This is a genomic window from Gramella sp. Hel_I_59, assembly GCF_006714895.1.
Taxonomy (GTDB): domain Bacteria; phylum Bacteroidota; class Bacteroidia; order Flavobacteriales; family Flavobacteriaceae; genus Christiangramia.
Genome location: NZ_VFME01000001.1, coordinates 1,010,642 through 1,029,249, shown reverse-complemented (window position 1 = coordinate 1,029,249; position 18,608 = coordinate 1,010,642). Strand labels below are relative to the sequence as shown.

Genomic DNA, 18,608 nt, shown 5'->3' with positions numbered 1-18,608 from the left:
TTTGAGTAAGATAAGTTCCATTGAAGAATATGTACTACTTCATGCCGATTGGGATGCACAACTCAGGCAACTTGTAGGCGTAATGGAACAAACAGAATTAACAGCTTCCATCAAATGGGGAGCACCGGTATATGGCCTGGATGGCAAAAATGTCATTGGTCTTGGAGCTTTTAAAAACCATATTGCCATCTGGTTTTTTCAGGGCGTATTTCTGAAGAAGAACACAGCACTGTTGGTCAATGCTCAGGAAGGAAAGACAATGCCTTGAGACAGATCAGGTTTGGGCAAAATGATAGTATAAACAATGATGCGATTATTCTTTATATTGAAGAAGCGATAGCCAACCAAAAAGCGGGTTTGGAATTAAAAGCGAAACCAAAGTCGCTTGAAATTCCTGAAGAACTTGAAACTATATTAAACGGCAATAAGTTGCTAAAAACAGCATTTCATGATCTAAGCCCTGGGAAACAAAAGGAATACGCTCAATTTATTGCTGAAGCCAAAAAGCAAGCAACTAGAACAAACAGAATCAAAAAGATCGAACCTCTAATTTTACAGGGAAAAGGACTTAATGATCGCTATAGAAAATAAAAAAGCAGCTCAATGAGCTGCTTTTTCGTTTGATATGTCTTCGAAAATTATTTCTTCTCTACAACCGGAGCATTCAGTTTCTGACTCATTTCCATCGAAATGGATGAACGATCAAAAGTGATCTTACCGGCGCCTGTTTCAATAATTACCGAATTATTCTTTTCGCTGAAATCAATAATCTTACCGTGCATACCACTTTTGGTAATAACGCGATCTCCTTTTTTAAGTTCAGCGGCAAATGTTTTTTCCTGTTTTGCTTTCTTCATTTGTGGGCGTATCATAAAAAAATACACTACCACAAACATTAATATAATCGGTGCAAACTGGGTTAATTGATCCATAAATGCTTTTAGCTAGCTGTTTCTGTTTCCGCAGCTTCTACAAAAGCTTTGATTTTTAATTGTTCTTTTCCAGCTTCAGTATTTGCAGATACTGTTACAGTCTTAGTTACCTGCCCATTACCAGAACCGTTGAATTTCACAAGCATCTCTCCAGTTTCACCTGGTTGGATAGTTTCATTCTTAGGGTAAGTTGGTACTGTACACCCACAAGAACTTGAAGCATTGGTGATCACTAATGGAGCTTTTCCTGTGTTAGTGAATTTAAATACGTGCTCAACGTTTGTTCCTTTAGCAATGTTTCCGAAATCAAATTCAGTTTCTTCGAAAGAGATTTCAGGATAAACAGTCGCCTGTGCATCACGTTCAGCTGAAGCTTCTACGTTTTCTGCTTTTACTTTATCTGAGGCGTTGTCTTGACATCCGGTTAACAGCATAGCCCCTGCAGCTGCAAACATCAAAATTGTTCTTTTCATGACGAAGTTATTTTGTTTAATTTCTAATGGGTAAAAATACTAAAAAATCTTTACTACATCAGGCCCCTGCCCATTTTATTTAGCTTGCCTTCTGTCTGGTATTCCTTAGAAAGTTTGTCCAGAACACCGTTAATAAAAATGCTACTTTTTGGAGTGCTGTATTCCTTTGCGATCTCCAGATATTCGTTGATAGTAACCTTTACAGGGATACTACTAAATTTCAAAAACTCGCAGATCGCCATCTTTATAAGCACCATATCTACTTCGGCAATCCTGTCTTTATCCCAGTTTGGAGTTTTCCCTAGCATTTCTTCGGAAAGGTCCTCATCATTAAGATAGGTTTTCTGAAATAATTTTAAGGCGAACTCTCTATCCTCATCGTTTTTAAACAAACGAGCGATCTGCTTTTCTCTACCGGTAGATTCTTTTAACTTCTGAAGAAATTTAAGCGCGGCGGTATTTACTAATGGAAGATCATCTACCCAGGTTAATTTCTTATCCTCAAGGTAATCGTACAATTTCTCGTTAGGAGCAATGATCTCCTTGAAGATCTGAATAATAAGCTCTTTATCATCCTTAAAACTGCCTTCACGAGTATTCATATATTCTGAATACAGTTCGCTATTTCTAATCTCATTCCAAATGATCGCCACATATTCATCATCCTGTTTCCAGTGATTAATTTTGTGGTCTTCTAATGCCTTCTGAATACTTTCGTTTTCATTCAGGATCTGGAAGATCTGGTTATCGATAAATTTTCTATTGGGATCTTTTTCCTCGTTGGTGGCAAGGTGCTTTTGCTGGGATTTCTCCAGATACACTTCAGCATGTTCTCTTATCTCGGTGATCAAACTCAACTGAAGCAGAAAGAGGTCGTACATTTCCTGCATACTCTTCAGCAGGAATTTCTCTTCTGTGGCAAGGTTGTCATTCTGGCTTTGGTTAAATGCATACAGTGACTGCATTACTTTAACCCTGATATGTCTTCTTGTCAACATAATTGTAAAAGAACTTTTTAGGAATTAGAAAGGGCGAAAGCTTTTCGCTTTCGCCCTGCAAAAATATTAATAAATTAGAACTGACTAATTTAAATTCTGTTTTTTTCTATCGGCAATACGTTGCTTCGCTATTTGTAAAGCTGCAAAGTGCGTAGTAATATCGTCTTTAGAAGCTTTTTCAAGAATTCTCAAAGTTGTATTGTAGATATTCTCAGTCTTGCGCATGATCTCCTGCTTGTCGTAATTCTCCAATTCAGCATACACATTAATAATTCCACCTGCGTTGATAAGGAAATCTGGTGCGTAAACAATACCTCTGTTTTGAAGGATCTGCCCGTGAGCTACCTCATCTGCAAGTTGATTGTTCGCAGCGCCAGCGATGATATCAACTTTAAGTCTGTCTATGGTATCATCGTTAATAGTCGCTCCAAGTGCACAAGGTGCATAAATATCTACTTCAGCCGAGTAAATATCTCTATCTGTAAATATATGAGCTCCGTATTTCTTACTTACTTCTGCAAGCCTGTCTTCGTTAATATCTGTAATATAAACTTCAGCTCCATCACCGGTTAAATATTCAACCAGAGTTTCTCCAACATGTCCAATTCCCTGAACCAGTACTTTTTTACCTTCAAGATCATCTGTTCCATACTTGAACTTAGCTGAAGCTTTGATTCCCATAAACACACCATAAGCAGTAATTGGAGAAGGATTCCCTGCTCCACCCTGAGATTCTGAAATCCCGGTTACATAAGGTGTTACTTCACGTACGGTATCCATATCTGAAGTTTCCATACCTACATCTTCTGCAGTGATATATTTACCACCTAAAGAATGTACAAATTCTCCAAAACGCTTCATTAGCTCCGGAGTTTTATCTGTTTTAGCATCACCTATGATAACAGCTTTCCCACCACCTAGATTTAAACCGGTGATCGCACTCTTAAAGGTCATACCACGAGAAAGACGCAATACATCATTTACAGCCTCCCATTCACTGGTATAATTCCACATTCTGGTTCCTCCCAGAGCTGGTCCTAAAACCGTATTATGGATACCAATTATTGCCTTTAAACCTGTATCTTTGTCGTTGCAAAAAACGATTTGTTCGTGTTCGTCAAAAGACACCTGTCCAAAAACCGGAGCAGCTTTTTTTAGTTCATTTGCATTTAGAACGTCAACTTGCATAATTTGTTGATTTTTACATTATTCAGATTTTGAATTTGATCAAAAATCCGCCGCAAAAATAATAATTATTTAAAAAGCATGGATTCTAAACGTGTTAAATTACAGAATCCTCAACTTTATAGAATTTCACTGAATGAAGAACCTTCAGCATCTCAATAAATATTTCTACAAATACAAATGGAAACTACTTATTGGATTGGTTATTACGATTGCCGCCAGAATTTTTGGGATCTACTACATCCCTTTAATTGGTGAAAGTACAGTCATTATAGAAGAATACATCAATGGCGAAGTAACCGATGTCGCTGTGCTTAAAGATGAACTTCTTTACAATATCCTGCTTATAGTAGGAACTACACTTATATCAGCTTTCCTTACTTTCCTGATGCGACAAACTTTTATCGTGGTTTCCAGGCATATGGAATATGATCTTAAAAACGAAGTTTATCGTCATTACCAGGATCTCTCTTTGAACTTCTATAAGAAGAACAGAACCGGAGATCTAATGAACAGGATTAGCGAAGATGTCTCTAAAGTGAGATTATATTTAGGTCCTGCTATCATGTATAGTGTAACGACATTCACCTCTACGGTCGTGGTTTTGATCTTTATGATCCAGGCCGCTCCTTTACTTACTTTGTATACGGTAATTCCGCTGCCAGTTCTAGCCTTCTCTATTTATAAGTTGAGTGTCGCGATCCATAAAAGAAGTACGGTTGTACAGCAATATCTTTCAAAACTTAATACGTTCACCCAGGAAAGTTTTAGCGGGATCGCTGTTATTAAATCTTATGGGCTTGAACCTCAAACTAACAACAACTTTACTGAGCTTTCTAATGGGAGTAGAGATAAGAATATTGACCTGGTAAAGGTTCAGGCATTTTTCTTCCCGCTTATGATCCTTTTAATTGGGATTAGTAATATTATCGTGATCTATATTGGTGGGCGACAGATCATTTCCGGAGAGATCGAAAATATCGACGTGCTGGTAGAATTCATACTTTATGTAAATATGCTAACCTGGCCAGTTGCAGCCATTGGATGGGTAACCTCTCTGGTTCAACAGGCGGAAGCATCTCAGGAACGTATCAACGAATTTCTTAGTGAGAAACCTGAGATCACCAATCCTAAGACCGAACAGGATGCGATCAATGGTAGTATTGAATTTAAGAATGTGAGTTTTACTTACGACGACACGAATATTACCGCTCTTAAGAATGTAAGTTTTAAAGTTGAAAAAGGGGAAACACTGGCAGTGATTGGAAAGACTGGTTCTGGTAAATCTACCATTCTGGAATTGATTGGTCGTCTTTACGATATTGATCAGGGTGAATTATTGATCGATGGTCGCAAAATTGATACTGTGAACCTGGAAAGTCTTCGGGAAAATATTGGTTACGTCCCACAGGATGCTTTCCTTTTTAGTGACAGCATTAGAAATAATATCAAATTCGGAAAAACAGACGCTTCCGAAGAAGAAATTATTACAGCGGCGAAAAATGCTTCCGTACATAAAAATATTCAGGGCTTCAGCAAAGGTTACGATACTGTTCTAGGTGAACGCGGAATCACACTTTCTGGTGGACAAAAGCAACGGGTGTCTATTGCAAGGGCAATTATACATGATCCAGAAATTCTCTTATTCGATGACTGCTTATCTGCTGTAGATACTGAAACCGAAGAGGAAATACTGAATAATCTCTTCGAAATCACAAAAGAGAAAACCACGATCATCGTGAGTCACAGAATTTCTTCAGCTAAAAATGCCGACAGGATCATAATCCTTGAAGACGGACTGGTAGTACAGGAAGGTAGTCACGAGCAACTAATTACTACTGAAGGTTACTACAAAGAACTCTACGCAAAACAGCTAAATGAAAAAGAAATGTGAAAATTTTTTGCTAGATGTTAAAAATTTTTAGATTTTTGAGCTCGTTAATAACAACCATTAAAGAATCTATTTTATGAGCGACAAGGGAATGATGGAGAAAGAGGAAATATTCTCTAAAGTTTTAAGAGCAGGAAGAAGAACTTATTTTTTCGATGTAAGAAGTACCCGTGCAGATGATTATTATCTTACGATTACAGAGAGCAAGAAGTTCACGAACGACGATGGTTCTTTCTACTACAAAAAACACAAAATCTACCTATACAAAGAAGATTTTGATGGATTTAGAGAGATCCTTGAGGAAATGACGAACTTTATCGTTAATGAAAAAGGTGAAGAAGTGATCAGCGAACGTCACCAGAAAGATTTCAAAAAAGAATATGATGAGCAGCCAGTGGAGCAAACAGCATCTCCGGCAGCAGAGAAATTTACAGATGTAAGTTTTGATGATATCTAGACAAAACGTCTATACACTATACAAACCGTCCCTATCAGGACGGTTTTTTTTATATTAGGGCTTTTCAAAAATAAACCAATGCGCAAACTTTTACTTTTCTATCTTTTTCTAGTATTCCAGATAAGCTTCGCTCAGCAGGAGGATCTGTCTATGAGCTACTATTTACCAGCTGATATTTCTTACAACCAGTCTATTCCTACTCCAAAAGAGAGCATAGGTTTTATTCCCGGTGAATGGCATGTTAGTCATGACCGTCTGGTTTCGTATATGCATACCCTGGCAGCGTCCTCTCCCCGACTAAAAATTGAAAATCGCGGAAATACTTATGAAGGTCGGCCATTGATCCTGCTCACTGTTTCTTCAGAAGAAAATATTGCCAATATTGAAGATATTAGAACAAAACATATTGGTTTAGTTTCTGAAAATTCTTCGGAAGATCTTTCGAACATGCCCGTTGTGATCAACCAGGGATTCTCCATCCACGGAAATGAAGCCAGTGGATCCAATGCTGCCTTACTATACGCCTATTATCTCGCCGCTGCTGAAGGTCCAGAAATTGAAGAAACATTAAAAAACACAGTAATTCTATTAGATCCCGCCTTTAACCCAGATGGGCTTCAACGATTCGCTTACTGGGCAAATACTAATAAGAGTAAAAACATCAATCCAGATCCACAGGACAGAGAATACAGCGAGATTTGGCCGGGCGGAAGAACCAATCATTACTGGTTCGATATGAATCGTGACTGGCTACCTGTGCAGTTACCGGAGTCCCAGGCAAGGATCAAAACATTTCATGACTGGTATCCCAATGTTCTAACAGATCATCATGAGATGGGATCAAATTCTTCTTTCTTCTTTCAACCCGGGATTCCTTCTCGTACGCACCCGCTTACTCCGCAGCTAAACCAGGATCTGACCAAAGAAATTGGAACTTATCACGCTCAGGCTTTCGATGAAATTGGATCACTGTATTACACCGAAGAAAATTACGACGATTTCTACTACGGAAAAGGCTCTACCTTCCCAGACATTAATGGAAGTATAGGAATTCTTTTTGAACAGGGAAGTTCTCGGGGTCACGCGCAGGAAACTGATAATGGTATTCTTACATTTCCATTTACGATTCGCAATCAATTCACAGCGGCACTTTCAACTTTAAAAGCTGCTGAAAATATGCGTGAAAAATTACTAAACTATCAGCGTGATTTCTTCAAAAAATCTCGAAGTAGTGCCTCTAATGGTGCTTATGCTTTTGGTAGCGAAAATGATCCTGTGAAAGCTTATGAACTTGCAAAGATTTTGAAGCGTCACCAGATCGAAGTTCACCAGGTAGATGAGAATTTCACGGAAGCAGGCATAACATTCAAAAAAGGAAATTCTTATGTAGTACCAAAGAATCAAAGGCAAAATCGACTATTAAAAGCGATGTTCGAACGTAGAACTGAGTTTCAGGATAGCCTGTTTTACGATATATCTGCATGGACATTCCCTTTAGCCTTCAACCTTGAGTTTTCTGAAGATATTGCGATGAAAAATGCCGGAGAGAAGATCCAGGAACTGGAAATACCTACACCAGAGCAACCTGAGAAAAGTTCTTACGCCTATTTACTGGACTGGCACAATTACCTGGCTCCAAAAGCTCTGAATATGATCCTGGAGAAAGGGCTTCGAGCAAAAGTTTCCATGGAAGCATTTACCTTCGAAGGAGATGAGTTTGCTGCCGGAACGATCATGATTCCAGTTCAGAATCAAAAATTAGAGCAGGATGAGCTATTTAATTTTATTACTGAAGTTTCTAAAGTAAGCCATATAGCTATCAAGGGAATTCCAACCGGAATGACCGGAGGAATTAATCTTGGAAGTAACCAGTTTCGTGCGATTGAACCTCAACAGGTTGCCATTCTGGTTGGTGGATCCATATCTTCCTATGATGCCGGGGAGATCTGGCATTTGTTCGATCAGCGTTACGACATGAAAATTACTAAACTTGATCTTAAAGACCTCTCTGGAAGTGACCTTAGCAAGTATACCGATATTATCGTTCCAAGTAACTGGGGCGGTGGATTGAACGATGGAGTTGCTACTCAGCTGAAGGATTGGACTAAAAACGGAGGAACCATCATAGGCTTTAGAAGTGCTGTAAACTGGCTGAAAAGCAATGATTTCATTGACTTTGAGACTAAAAAAACAGAGAATACTGCAAAGGATGTCAGTTTTGGAGAACGTGGTGACTTTCGTGGTGCACAGGTAATTGGAGGAGCGATCTTTGAAGCAAAGCTGGACAGAACGCATCCAATCGCTTTTGGATACAATAGAGACAAAATTGCGCTCTTCAGAAATACGACCATTTTTATGGAAGCAGATAAGCAGAGCTACAAAAATCCTATTCGCTATACTGAAAAACCTTTATTGAGTGGATATATAAGCAAACCAAACCTGGATTCGCTTGCAGGAACAGTTCCATTTAAACATGACAGACTTGGCCGCGGGGAAGTAATGCTATTTACAGACAACACAAACTTTAGAGCATTCTGGTACGGTACCAACAAATTACTAATGAATGCTATCTTCTTCGGAACAGAAATGTAACCGATAGTTTGGGTAAATTTTAGCAGACTTGTACAGTCGGTTACATAACTTTGTACCGGTTTGTTAAGGAAAATAGGTCCGTTAGTTTCAAACTTACCGGACCTATTCTTTTTCACCTATTATTCATGCTTCTAAATTCCAATTATTGAAATTTTCCGGATTTAAATCATGGTTGAGAAACGAGAGGTTTTTAAGTTACCTCAACAGACTTTCCTTTTTTGCCAGTTGCATTGCATTGCTCGTAGCACTTTACGACCTGGGATTTAAACAGGAAAAACTTCAGGAAGCACAATTAAACAGTTTTTATTATGTAGTCTTATTGATTGGGATCGCTGCGATCCTATGTCGGTATTTTGTTCTAAAGGTTAAGGTTCCTGCCAAGATAAGGATTCTCGACGCTATCCTTGGAACGCTTATTCTCCTGTTAAGTATCGTGAAGACTGATGTTCTTATGGAGAATTTTCCGGGTTTGCAGTTCCTCAATAAGATGGCTTACATGTATTTCGCATCGCTCGTTTACTTCATACGGGAACTTGCCACCATCAATTTCAGGTTTAATAAAGCATACTTGAATCCGGCTCAGCTATTTATAAGCAGTTTCCTGGGAATTATATTAGTCGGCACTGGTTTGCTGATGTTACCTAAGGCGACACATGAAGGAATCGGACTTCTGGATGCACTTTTCACTTCTACCAGCGCAGTTTGCGTGACCGGTCTTATCGTAGTAGATACCGGTTCGTATTTCACCACTTTTGGACAGTCTATCCTTTTACTCTTAATGCAGTTGGGAGGACTCGGGATCATGACCTTTGCCAGTTATTTTAGCTACTTTTTTCGGGGACAGACCAGTTTCGAGAATCAACTGTTACTCAAAGATGCTACGAATTCAGAACGTATCGGTGAAGTTTTCGGCGTACTTAAAAAAATTCTTTCTATCACTTTTGTTACTGAATTGCTGGGAGCTATTTTTATATATTTCAGCTTAAGTGAAAATGAATTGAGCCAGATTAGTGATCGTATATTCTTCTCAGTATTTCACGCGATAAGCGGTTTTTGCAATGCAGGGTTCTCTACACTTGAAAACAGTCTTTATGAACCAATTTTCAGATTTAATTATCCGCTACATCTGGTAATTGCCGTGTTATTCATTCTTGGAGGAATTGGTTTTCCTATTGTTCTGAATATTTATAAGTATCTGAAATATACTTTTTCGAATCTACTGCTCAAGCTCAACAAAAAAAGACCTTTACCTTACTCGCCTTGGGTGATCAATCTCAATACACGAATCGTCATTGTAACCACGATAATTCTCTTAAGCGTGGGAACTTTAGGTTTCTATATTTTGGAATACAATAATACTTTGGCGGAGCATAACTGGTTTGGTAAGATCGTCACTGCTTTTTTTGGAGCTGCTACGCCGCGTACAGCCGGTTTTAATACTGTAGACATGCAAGCATTAAATGTAAGTACGCTTATGCTTATTTTTATGCTCATGTGGATTGGAGCCTCTCCTGCATCTACCGGAGGTGGAATAAAGACAAGCACCATTGCCATTGCCGCCTTAAATTTTGTGAGTCTTGGAAAAGGCAAGGATCGTATCGAAGTATACAAAAGAGAAGTATCAAGTAATTCCATTCGCCGTGCGTTTGCTATTATATCGCTCTCACTTATGGTGATTAGCATCGCTATATTCCTGATGACCATCTTCGAAAAAGATATAGCGATCATAGATATTGCTTTTGAAGCATTTTCGGCTTATAGTACCGTGGGACTATCTACAGGAATTACTTCCAGCCTTTCATCCTCGTCCAAGATCGTTCTTATCTTTACGATGTTTATTGGAAGAGTTAGCATGCTAACCCTTTTAATTGCTATGCTTCGGAAGGCTAAACATCTTAATTATAGAGTCCCTACAGATGAAATTTTAATAAATTAACACATGAAATATATCGTAATTGGTCTTGGAAACTTTGGATCGTCCATCGCAGAACAGCTTGCAGAAATGGGCAACGAAGTTATTGGCGTGGATATTAGTATGAGCAAGGTTGAAAGCATGAAGGAGAAAATAACTCATGCCATTAGTCTGGATGCGACAGATATGGAAGCAGTAAAGAACTTACCGCTAAAGGATTGTGACGTGGTGATCGTTGGGATTGGAGAAGATAAAGGTGCAAATATCATGGCCGCCGCGCTTATGAAGCAAATGAAGGTGAAGAGAATTATAAGCCGCGCGATAGATCCACTACAGCGAACGGTGTTGCAAACGATGGGTATTACAGAAATCATTCACCCTGAAGAAGAAACTGCTCACCGCTGGGCACAAAGGTTAAATCTTGAAGGCGTGGTGGACAGTTTTGAACTGGATAGTAACTTTAGTATTGTTGAGACTAAAATCCCTGAAGAGTATCATGACAAAACTGTAAAGGAACTGGACATTAAAGGAGAATTCAATATTCTTATACTTACGACCATGAATGTTTCTGAAGGTAAAAACGAACTTGGAGCTCCAACTGAAAGAAACACAGTACAGGGAATTGTACATGCCGACACCAAATTATATAAAGACGATATCATGGTGTTGTATGGACACAATAAGGATATTCGAAGATTACTCGATCAACATAAGAAGTTTAAAGAAGCTCAGAGTTAAGCGATCCTGAGTCCGTTTGGTACTTTTTGATCTGGTGATAACAGAACAACATCGGTTTCATCACCGACCACCCCCATCACCAGGCATTCGCTTTTGAAGCCGGCAATTCTTTTAACCGGAAAATTGACTACGGCGATGACCTGTCTTCCTGGAAGTTCTTCCTTCGTATACCTTCTAGTGATTTGGGCAGATGTTCTCTTCTTACCAATTTCTTCTCCAAAATCTATCAGCATCTTATAGGCTGGCTTTTTAGCCTTCGGAAGTTCTTCAGCTTCCAGAATTGTTCCTACTCTCATATCGACTTTCTCGAAATCTTCCCAGCTAATCTCACTCATCATATTCAGAATTTAAAGATGGGAAAGTAGAGAATATTCAGCATTAATATTTAATTTTAAAGAAAAAGATGTCACTTACATCCTCAAAAATGCTTCCGCTTGGAAGCGATGCTCCAGACTTTAAACTGATGGATACCAGAACCGGACATCTTCTGGATCTAAAAAATATCAAAGGTGAGAAAGGAACGCTTATCATGTTTCTTTCAAATCACTGTCCTTTTGTTAAGCATGTAAATGGGGAAATTGTGAGGCTCGCTAATGAATACAGGCAACTGGGCTTTGGTTTCGCAGGTATAAGCAGTAATGATCCCGAAAGTTATCCAGATGATCATCCAGACCTGATGACAGAAGTTGCATCAAAAAATCAGTATTCATTTCCTTATTTATTCGATGGCACGCAGGAGATCGCCAGAAAATATCAGGCAGCCTGTACACCGGATTTTTTCCTTTTTGATGCCGCACTTAAATTGATCTATCGTGGGCAGTTAGATGACAGCAGACCTAACAACGGCTTGCATTCCAATGGAAGAGACATCAGGGAAGCGATGGATGCAGTGCTAAATAATCGTAAGGTCAATAAAGATCAAAAGCCATCGATTGGTTGTAATATTAAATGGAAAACTTAATTTAACTTGATCTTTTCATTTGACTCCCCGCAATTTTTTAAATTTGAATAACCTACTATTTCAGTAGGATTTAATAATATAAAACAGACTGATTATGAGTGATTTGAAATTAGGCGATACAGCACCAGATTTTACTGCAGATACATCTGAAGGGAAAATTAGTTTTCATGAATTTCTAGGCGATAGCTGGGGAATCCTATTTTCTCACCCGGCAGATTATACTCCTGTTTGTACAACTGAATTGGGAGCTGCTGCGAATTACGCTGAAGAATTTAAGAAAAGAGATGTAAAGGTACTTGCACTTAGTGTCGACGGAGTAAAGTCTCACAAAGACTGGATCAAAGACATTAATGAAACTCAGAATACCACGGTGAACTTTCCTATCATAGCAGATGAGGACAAAAAGGTTTCAGATCTATATGGTATGATCCATCCCAAAGCTGATAGCACACTTACCGTACGCTCTGTATTCGTGATCGCGCCAGATAAGTCTATCAAAATGACGCTGACGTACCCGGCGAGCACAGGTAGAAATTTTGAGGAATTACTTAGGGTAATTGACTCTTTGCAACTTACTGCTTACAATAAAGTAGCAACGCCAGCGAACTGGAAACATGGTGATGACGTTGTAATTAGCCCATCTGTAAGTAATGAGGAAGCAGATAAAATGTTCCCAAAAGGCTACAAAATAGTAAAACCTTACCTGAGAACAACTGCACAACCGGAGTTAAAAAAGTAATATTCCGATTAATTAAATCTAAAAGGCTGGTTAATCCCAGCCTTCTCTTTTTTTAAGTTCGATGATATGCTCCAGATGATGCTTTCCATGCCAGGCGTAATTCGCCAGACTTTGTTTTAAACTATAACGAAAGCCAGATTCCGGATGTATAAAAGTTCTCTCGAAATCCTCTGTGCTCATATTCTCCAGCAGGATGATCCATTTCGCGTGCAAAGCTTTAAGGAATCCAAGGGATAACGTTACTGGTGTGAATTTTGAATCTGCCAGTTCTGCAAAACCTTTTTCATTAAATGCCTTGATGGTCGGCTCGTCTTCAGTTAGCGCCCATTTAAAACGCATAAATGCACTCATATGGCTATCGGCAATATGATGCACCAATTGCCGGATGTTCCAGCCTTCAGGACGATAGACCATTTGTAATTGATCCTGATCAAGATGTTCGACTTCCTCAATCAATGCCTGAGGTAATCTCGCCACCTCATCAATATAATCTCTTATGTTTTCTACGGAAACCTGTTCCGGAATTTCAAATTCCCCGATAGGAAATTTTAAATTTTCGATCTCTTCTTCTGTACTCATATCTAAAAATAGAAAACGCCCTGAAGAATCAGGGCGTTTTTAAGAAATATATAAGTCTATATTATTTTACATCCATCAATTCCACATCGAAAATAAGCACAGCATTTGGTGGAATCACACCACCTGCACCACGTTCTCCGTAAGCAAGGTCTGATGGGATCACCATTCTCGCCTTATCTCCAACCTGTAGTAATTGAATACCTTCATCCCATCCCGGGATTACATGGCCTACACCTACTGGAAATTCCAAAGGCTGATTTCTTTTATAAGAAGAATCGAACACAGTACCATCAGCTAACTGACCTTTATAATGTACCGATACGTTCTTACCTTTTTCAGCTTGAACACCATCACCCTTCTGGATGATCTGGTATCGCAAACCACTATCTGTAGACTTAAAACCTGCAGCAAGCTTGTCAACTTCAGCAGCAGCCTTTTGCTTTGCTTCAGCTTCTTTTTCCTGCTTTTGAGAGGTGAAAGTATTGAATGCTTCAGCAGCATCGAATGCTTCAGCTTCTGCACCAACTCTAACGATCTCCAACTTTTCGATCGTATCGTTCTGCTGAATCTTATTCACTACATCCTGTCCTTCAACCACACTTCCGAAGACTGTATGCTTACCGTCTAACCATGGCGTTTCCACGTGAGTGATAAAAAACTGACTTCCATTAGTACCAGGTCCGGCATTTGCCATAGACAATTTACCAGGCGCATCGTGTCTAAGATCTGCATGGATCTCATCATCGAAATTGTAACCAGGTCCACCAGCTCCGGTTCCCTGAGGATCTCCTCCCTGAACCATAAAATCTGGAATCACTCGGTGAAATTTAAGTCCGTCGTAATAAGGAACTCCCTTATCTTTCGGGTCATTTTCTATCTTCCCTTCTGCAAGACCTACAAAGTTCCCTACAGTTCCAGGTGTTTTTTGAAATTCCAGTTCAGCCAGGATCTCTCCTTTAGAAGTATGGAATTTTGCGTATAATCCGTCGTTCATTGTTTTAATTTTTAATAAGCTACAAAGATAATTCCTTTAGTTCTTATAGACCTGCTCCCCTGCTACAAAAGTTGAGATCACTTTTGTATCTGGAACTTTATCAATATCCACTTTCATAATATCACGATCCAGGATCACGAAATCTGCAAATTTACCTGCTTCTATACTTCCTTTTTCGTCTTCTTCAAAATTTGAATAAGCAGCCCAGATGGTCATACCGCGTAAAGTTTCTTCCCTACTTAGCGCTTCTTCTCTCATAAATCCTCCTTCTGGAAAGTTTTTGGTATCCTGCCTGTCTACAGCCGCGTAGAATGTAAGAAATGGATTAACCTGTTCTACAGGAAAATCTGTTCCAAGAGCTACCATTCCCGCCTGGTCTAAAAGTTTTTTATAGGCATAAGCGCCTTTGATCCTTTCTTCCCCAAGTCTTTCTTCAGCCCAGTACATATCGCTGGTTGCATGAGTGGGTTGGATAGATGGAAGGATATTTTTACTGAAATATTTAAAATCATCTGCATCGATCACCTGCGAATGCTCCACTCTCCATCTTCTATCTTCGGAATCACTTAAAAGTGAATCATAGGTTTTAAGAACCATATAATTAGCAGAATCCCCAATGGCATGCGTATTCATCTGAAAACCAGTTTTCGAGATACGTTCGGCAGTGGCTTTGAATTCTGAAACCGGCGAAAGTAAAGCTCCGTAATGATCATCACGATCTGAATAAGGTTCTTTCAATGCTGCTCCACGAGAACCAAGTGCACCATCTCCGTAAAATTTTACTGAACGCACGTTTAGCAGATCAGTTTTATAAGGTCCTTTTTCCAGGTAATAATCAAGATTCTTATCGCTGTTACTTAGCATCGCATATAAGCGAATTTTCAATTCTCCAGTATTATTTAGACTATCGATAAGCTCAATTACCTGCTTGTCCAGTCCAGCATCATCCACCGTGGTTAATCCATAAGAAAATGAGATTTCCTGAGCAGCCAGTAAGGCTTTCTTCTGGGTTTCAATATCTGCGCGTTCTGTGATCTCTTCAATAAGCATCATTGGATTATCAACGAGAATCCCGGTTAGTTCACCGTTTTTCTGCTCGATATCTCCGCCATCAAATTCTGTATTCGCAGTGATTCCAGCTTTATCAAGTGCCGCCTGATTTACCAGCATCGCATGACCATCTATCCTGGTGATTGCAATTGGTGTATCAGGAAATAATTGATCGAGGGTGTCTTTTACAGGAAATTCCTTTACTTCCCAATCATTTTGATCCCATCCACGACCTACGATAAATTCTGTTTTATTTTCTTTCTGAAATTCCTGAATTCTGGCAACAACCTCAGCAAAACTTTTAGTCTCGGTAAGATCCACCCGCTGCTGCTGCATTCCAAGACCGTAAAAATGGGCATGAGCGTCGATAAGACCTGGATATATCGCTTTACCTTTAGCATCTAATTCTTCGGAAAAATCGAATTCTTCTCTTAGGGATTCTTCAGTTCCAACTTTAAGGAACTTACCATCTTTAACGGCAAACGCTTCTGTCGTATTAAATTCAGAATCGACGGTATAAACTACGCCATTTAACACTAAAAGATCTGCCTCCTGTTTCTGTGCAACGCTCGAAAACGTAAGAAAAATGGCAAAAACCAGTAATAATCTTCTCATATTTTAAATTTTCAACTAAAATAATCAAAGAAGTATGAGCTTGAAGTGTAATTCACGGAAAATTAAGGAAATGCAAGTAGCGGCACGCAACCAACTGTATAAATCTGTATCTTCATAATACCATGATGAAATTAAGCACATTTAGCTGGTCACTTGTTTTCCTTTGCGCAGGTTTCTGCTGTCCCGAAGAATATGATTATATCGAACCCGCCACCTACACTATAGAAGCTCCGAACCTTATCGAAATTACAGATGCAAGGACAACCTATGCATTGAACGATACTATTTGGATTAAAACTGAAGTTCCCGTGAATCTGGAACATAATGGTGAAATCATTGATATTTCTGAGGTAGCTGGAAACTCAGACAGGTTATATGCCTACCTGGACCTGTACCAGCAAACAGGATTCGAGAATCCTACGCTACTGAGCCTTAGTCCTGATGAAGTAATCATTCGTGGAGGGGAAGTTTCTACCAGTAGTGCACTCATTGCTACCGCTTTTTAGAACGGACAGAACTTTCAAAGTGAATTCGGTATCGTTTTAAAACAGCCTGGGGAGTTTTTTATTAGCAGTTACTATCAGCAACCTCTCAACCTTTATATAGATAGCAATAACGGAGTACTAGTTTATCTACTTACTACTTTCAAAAATTCAGATGAACCAGATCTATTTAGATTTACTGTAGAATAAAAAAAGGAACCTTTTCAGGTTCCTTTGAATTTTATAGTGGATGTAATAATTAATTAAAATCGAATTTATAGGTTACTCCACCCAGAACCTGAACACCCTGAACGTTGTAGTCCATCCATTTCTGGTAATTATTGTTCAACAGGTTACTACCTTTTACAAATGCAGATAATTGATCATTAAATCTATAACCAACATGAGCGTTAGCATCAAAATAACTATCTAGAGTAACTATTGGATCAACAAATGTTAGGCTTAGAGACCTGTTTTCATCTTTACGCTCTCCCACAAAAAATAGGTTCGCTCCAGAATACCATTTTTCAGTTATTTGATAATCTGCATTCAAACTAGCCGTCATATTTGGCAAATTCCATGCTTCTGCCTGATCATCTGTATTATAATTTAAAAATTCAGCATTGATTCCCAGTCTGAAGTTTCTGTTTACATCCACATTCAATTCCGCAGCAAGAGCGAGAGTTTTCACATCATCATACACCACATCAAAACTGTTTCCATTAGTATATGGTTCCCCATCGAGTACCATCGCATCGTAATTTCTTCGGAACAATGGTTTGTCAAATTGAGACTGATAACTGGCTTTTAGATTATAAGAGATCGCGTTGGATAGCTTCCCTTTTCCACCTACATAACCTTTATACTTACTATCGGTTGGCCTGATTGTAAGCGTTGGTGAAATATATGGATTCGCCTGGTAGAAATTATAATACGTATTCTGTTCAAGATCACCATCCAGACCAGCATAGGCCGTAAAGTAATCTCCGGCAAGTTTATAACTCGCGTTCACGGTAGGATAGATATAAATGTCCCCATCGCTGTTCTCCACATCTGCACCATACACGAAATTCACACCCAGATTAATACTAAGATCATCTCTCAGGATCAATAAACTTGGGTTTGCATTGAAGATCATATAAGTATAATCATACCCTTCATTAGAATCATAACGTTGCTCGAACTTCCCGTTTAGAATATCTGCTCCAACTTTGGTTGTGATCAACTCCTCAGCGATCTCCACTTCAAAAAGACCATCTACATTAAAATGATTTTCGGCAGTAGAAAATGCATCTCCGGAATGTCTGAATTTGGCTTTAGCTTTTTCGAAGAAGCTATCATAAAGTTCGATCTCACTTCCAACGTATACAGAATAGTAATTTTGCTGAGGATCGAGATTAGCCAGAAATTGAGAAGTATCAGGATTTGCAGGAACATTGTATTCTGGAAGTCCGTACCAGTTGAACAATTGATGCTCAGCTCCAAACTCGGCGATCCAGGAAAGATCACGATTTCTTGTGTTATAATTTAAATTTAACTCGGTATCGTAGAATTTATCATCCAGGTAAACATCATCAATGCCGCCCTGAGACGAATTATGAGTTAGAAAAACACCAAAGTTCTTACTACGATCAATTTCGATATTAGAATAGAACTCAGCGAGAACATTGGAGTAGTTTCCAAATCCAAGAGTCGCGTAATTATCGTAGACCTTTGGTGGTCTTACTCGCTCCACGGTAGTTGCCCGACCTTTTACCGGAGTAAAAGTTGATGCCACAGGAACTGAAAATATAGAATATTGTACGGGCTTTTTTTGCAAAGTGACCGAGTCATTTTTAACCGGACTGGCTTTTATTTTACTTGCATCGCGAACAGATGGTGTATAAGGTTTAACTACGGTTACCGTTTCGCTACCTAGAGGGTCCTGGGCATATAATATCCCCCCAAAAAGGATTAGACCGAAAAACAGATTTTTCTTAATTGCTTGAAATCGCATATAGCAGTGAATCT

General features: G+C 39.0%; 19 protein-coding genes. 10 read left to right on the top strand and 9 right to left on the bottom strand.

The features are described from left to right. Nucleotide 1 precedes the first annotated feature (1 nt). Nucleotides 2–268: a DUF1801 domain-containing protein gene (locus JM79_RS16220; RefSeq protein ID WP_260443375.1), complete on the top strand. Its 267-nt coding sequence runs from the start codon at nt 2–4 to the stop codon at nt 266–268. After that, complete coding sequence (locus tag JM79_RS16215) at nt 265–591, top strand: YdeI/OmpD-associated family protein (protein ID WP_260443374.1); 327 nt, start codon at nt 265–267, stop codon at nt 589–591. Before JM79_RS16220 ends, JM79_RS16215 begins: the two co-directional genes overlap by 4 nt. Nucleotides 592–638: 47 nt before the next feature. On the opposite strand, the gene yajC is transcribed toward JM79_RS16215, so the two are convergent. The 4 genes from yajC to JM79_RS04670 form a co-directional block, all read right to left on the bottom strand. Next, on the bottom strand, nt 639–932 hold the full coding sequence (yajC, locus tag JM79_RS04685; protein WP_141877040.1) for a preprotein translocase subunit YajC: 294 nt from the start codon (nt 930–932) through the stop codon (nt 639–641). 8 nt (nt 933–940) lie between these two features. Further along, nucleotides 941–1,405: a DUF1573 domain-containing protein gene (locus JM79_RS04680; protein ID WP_141877039.1), complete on the bottom strand. Its 465-nt coding sequence runs from the start codon at nt 1,403–1,405 to the stop codon at nt 941–943. Between the two features lie 53 nt (nt 1,406–1,458). Next, a complete protein-coding gene (gene nusB, locus JM79_RS04675) occupies nt 1,459–2,403 on the bottom strand; it encodes a transcription antitermination factor NusB (protein WP_141877038.1) in 945 nt (314 codons plus the stop codon). A gap of 84 nt (nt 2,404–2,487) precedes the next feature. Beyond that, complete coding sequence (locus tag JM79_RS04670; protein WP_141877037.1) at nt 2,488–3,591, bottom strand: Glu/Leu/Phe/Val dehydrogenase; 1,104 nt, start codon at nt 3,589–3,591, stop codon at nt 2,488–2,490. 133 nt (nt 3,592–3,724) lie between these two features. On the opposite strand from JM79_RS04670, the gene JM79_RS04665 reads away from it, so the two are divergent. The 5 genes from JM79_RS04665 to JM79_RS04645 all read left to right on the top strand — a co-directional run bounded on the left by JM79_RS04665 (nt 3,725) and on the right by JM79_RS04645 (nt 11,178). Beyond that, the gene (locus JM79_RS04665) at nt 3,725–5,482 is read left to right on the top strand and encodes an ABC transporter ATP-binding protein (RefSeq protein WP_141877036.1); all 1,758 of its coding nucleotides are present in this window, start codon (nt 3,725–3,727) and stop codon (nt 5,480–5,482) included. Nucleotides 5,483–5,555: 73 nt separating this feature from the next. Then, the gene (locus JM79_RS04660; RefSeq protein ID WP_141877035.1) at nt 5,556–5,936 is read left to right on the top strand and encodes a PUR family DNA/RNA-binding protein; all 381 of its coding nucleotides are present in this window, start codon (nt 5,556–5,558) and stop codon (nt 5,934–5,936) included. 78 nt (nt 5,937–6,014) lie between these two features. Next, nucleotides 6,015–8,528, top strand: a complete 2,514-nt coding sequence (locus JM79_RS04655; RefSeq protein ID WP_141877034.1) for a M14 family metallopeptidase — start codon at nt 6,015–6,017, stop codon at nt 8,526–8,528. Nucleotides 8,529–8,673: 145 nt separating this feature from the next. After that, nucleotides 8,674–10,464, top strand: a complete 1,791-nt coding sequence (locus tag JM79_RS04650) for a potassium transporter TrkG (RefSeq protein WP_141877033.1) — start codon at nt 8,674–8,676, stop codon at nt 10,462–10,464. 3 nt (nt 10,465–10,467) lie between these two features. Beyond that, nucleotides 10,468–11,178: a TrkA family potassium uptake protein gene (locus JM79_RS04645; RefSeq protein ID WP_141877032.1), complete on the top strand. Its 711-nt coding sequence runs from the start codon at nt 10,468–10,470 to the stop codon at nt 11,176–11,178. Here the strand turns inward: JM79_RS04645 and JM79_RS04640 are convergent. Continuing rightward, a complete protein-coding gene (locus JM79_RS04640; protein ID WP_141879175.1) occupies nt 11,175–11,513 on the bottom strand; it encodes a tRNA-binding protein in 339 nt (112 codons plus the stop codon). The two genes, JM79_RS04645 and JM79_RS04640, sit on opposite strands and share 4 nt — an antisense overlap. Before the next feature lie 68 nt (nt 11,514–11,581). Here JM79_RS04640 and JM79_RS04635 point away from each other — a divergent pair, with 68 nt between their 5' ends. Further along, nucleotides 11,582–12,139 (top strand): thioredoxin family protein, encoded by a 558-nt coding sequence (locus JM79_RS04635; RefSeq protein ID WP_141877031.1) that lies wholly within the window; start codon nt 11,582–11,584, stop codon nt 12,137–12,139. 94 nt (nt 12,140–12,233) lie between these two features. Further along, nucleotides 12,234–12,878: a peroxiredoxin gene (locus tag JM79_RS04630; RefSeq protein WP_141877030.1), complete on the top strand. Its 645-nt coding sequence runs from the start codon at nt 12,234–12,236 to the stop codon at nt 12,876–12,878. Nucleotides 12,879–12,908: 30 nt separating this feature from the next. Here JM79_RS04630 and JM79_RS04625 read toward each other — a convergent pair whose 3' ends face one another. From JM79_RS04625 to JM79_RS04615, 3 genes are all read right to left on the bottom strand, one after another. After that, nucleotides 12,909–13,457 carry a YfiT family bacillithiol transferase gene (locus tag JM79_RS04625; protein WP_141877029.1) on the bottom strand — a complete coding sequence of 183 codons (549 nt, stop codon included), beginning with the start codon at nt 13,455–13,457 and terminating at the stop codon, nt 12,909–12,911. Nucleotides 13,458–13,518: 61 nt separating this feature from the next. Continuing rightward, complete coding sequence (locus JM79_RS04620) at nt 13,519–14,451, bottom strand: peptidylprolyl isomerase (RefSeq protein ID WP_141877028.1); 933 nt, start codon at nt 14,449–14,451, stop codon at nt 13,519–13,521. A 36-nt stretch (nt 14,452–14,487) separates the two neighbouring features. Further along, nucleotides 14,488–16,116 carry an amidohydrolase gene (locus tag JM79_RS04615; protein WP_141877027.1) on the bottom strand — a complete coding sequence of 543 codons (1,629 nt, stop codon included), beginning with the start codon at nt 16,114–16,116 and terminating at the stop codon, nt 14,488–14,490. A gap of 122 nt (nt 16,117–16,238) precedes the next feature. Between JM79_RS04615 and JM79_RS04610 the strand changes: the two genes are divergently transcribed. Next, nucleotides 16,239–16,622: a hypothetical protein gene (locus tag JM79_RS04610; protein WP_141877026.1), complete on the top strand. Its 384-nt coding sequence runs from the start codon at nt 16,239–16,241 to the stop codon at nt 16,620–16,622. Nucleotides 16,623–16,857: 235 nt separating this feature from the next. Here JM79_RS04610 and JM79_RS04605 read toward each other — a convergent pair whose 3' ends face one another. Then, nucleotides 16,858–18,594 (bottom strand): TonB-dependent receptor, encoded by a 1,737-nt coding sequence (locus tag JM79_RS04605; protein WP_141877025.1) that lies wholly within the window; start codon nt 18,592–18,594, stop codon nt 16,858–16,860. Nucleotides 18,595–18,608 lie beyond the last annotated feature (14 nt).

Bases quoted from the DNA above. Each gene is read 5' to 3' on its own strand.
- JM79_RS04640 (WP_141879175.1), bottom strand. From the start codon at position 11,513: ATGAGTGAGATTAGCTGGGAAGATTTCGAGAAAGTCGATATGAGAGTA.
- JM79_RS04635 (WP_141877031.1), top strand. From the start codon at position 11,582: ATGTCACTTACATCCTCAAAAATGCTTCCGCTTGGAAGCGATGCTCCA.
- JM79_RS04670 (WP_141877037.1), bottom strand. From the start codon at position 3,591: ATGCAAGTTGACGTTCTAAATGCAAATGAACTAAAAAAAGCTGCTCCG.
- JM79_RS04605 (WP_141877025.1), bottom strand. From the start codon at position 18,594: ATGCGATTTCAAGCAATTAAGAAAAATCTGTTTTTCGGTCTAATCCTT.
- JM79_RS04625 (WP_141877029.1), bottom strand. From the start codon at position 13,457: ATGAGTACAGAAGAAGAGATCGAAAATTTAAAATTTCCTATCGGGGAA.
- yajC (WP_141877040.1), bottom strand. From the start codon at position 932: ATGGATCAATTAACCCAGTTTGCACCGATTATATTAATGTTTGTGGTA.
- JM79_RS04610 (WP_141877026.1), top strand. From the start codon at position 16,239: ATGATGAAATTAAGCACATTTAGCTGGTCACTTGTTTTCCTTTGCGCA.
- JM79_RS04630 (WP_141877030.1), top strand. From the start codon at position 12,234: ATGAGTGATTTGAAATTAGGCGATACAGCACCAGATTTTACTGCAGAT.
- JM79_RS04660 (WP_141877035.1), top strand. From the start codon at position 5,556: ATGAGCGACAAGGGAATGATGGAGAAAGAGGAAATATTCTCTAAAGTT.
- JM79_RS04615 (WP_141877027.1), bottom strand. From the start codon at position 16,116: ATGAGAAGATTATTACTGGTTTTTGCCATTTTTCTTACGTTTTCGAGC.
- JM79_RS04620 (WP_141877028.1), bottom strand. From the start codon at position 14,451: ATGAACGACGGATTATACGCAAAATTCCATACTTCTAAAGGAGAGATC.
- JM79_RS04655 (WP_141877034.1), top strand. From the start codon at position 6,015: ATGCGCAAACTTTTACTTTTCTATCTTTTTCTAGTATTCCAGATAAGC.
- JM79_RS04680 (WP_141877039.1), bottom strand. From the start codon at position 1,405: ATGAAAAGAACAATTTTGATGTTTGCAGCTGCAGGGGCTATGCTGTTA.
- JM79_RS04645 (WP_141877032.1), top strand. From the start codon at position 10,468: ATGAAATATATCGTAATTGGTCTTGGAAACTTTGGATCGTCCATCGCA.
- nusB (WP_141877038.1), bottom strand. From the start codon at position 2,403: ATGTTGACAAGAAGACATATCAGGGTTAAAGTAATGCAGTCACTGTAT.
- JM79_RS04665 (WP_141877036.1), top strand. From the start codon at position 3,725: ATGAAGAACCTTCAGCATCTCAATAAATATTTCTACAAATACAAATGG.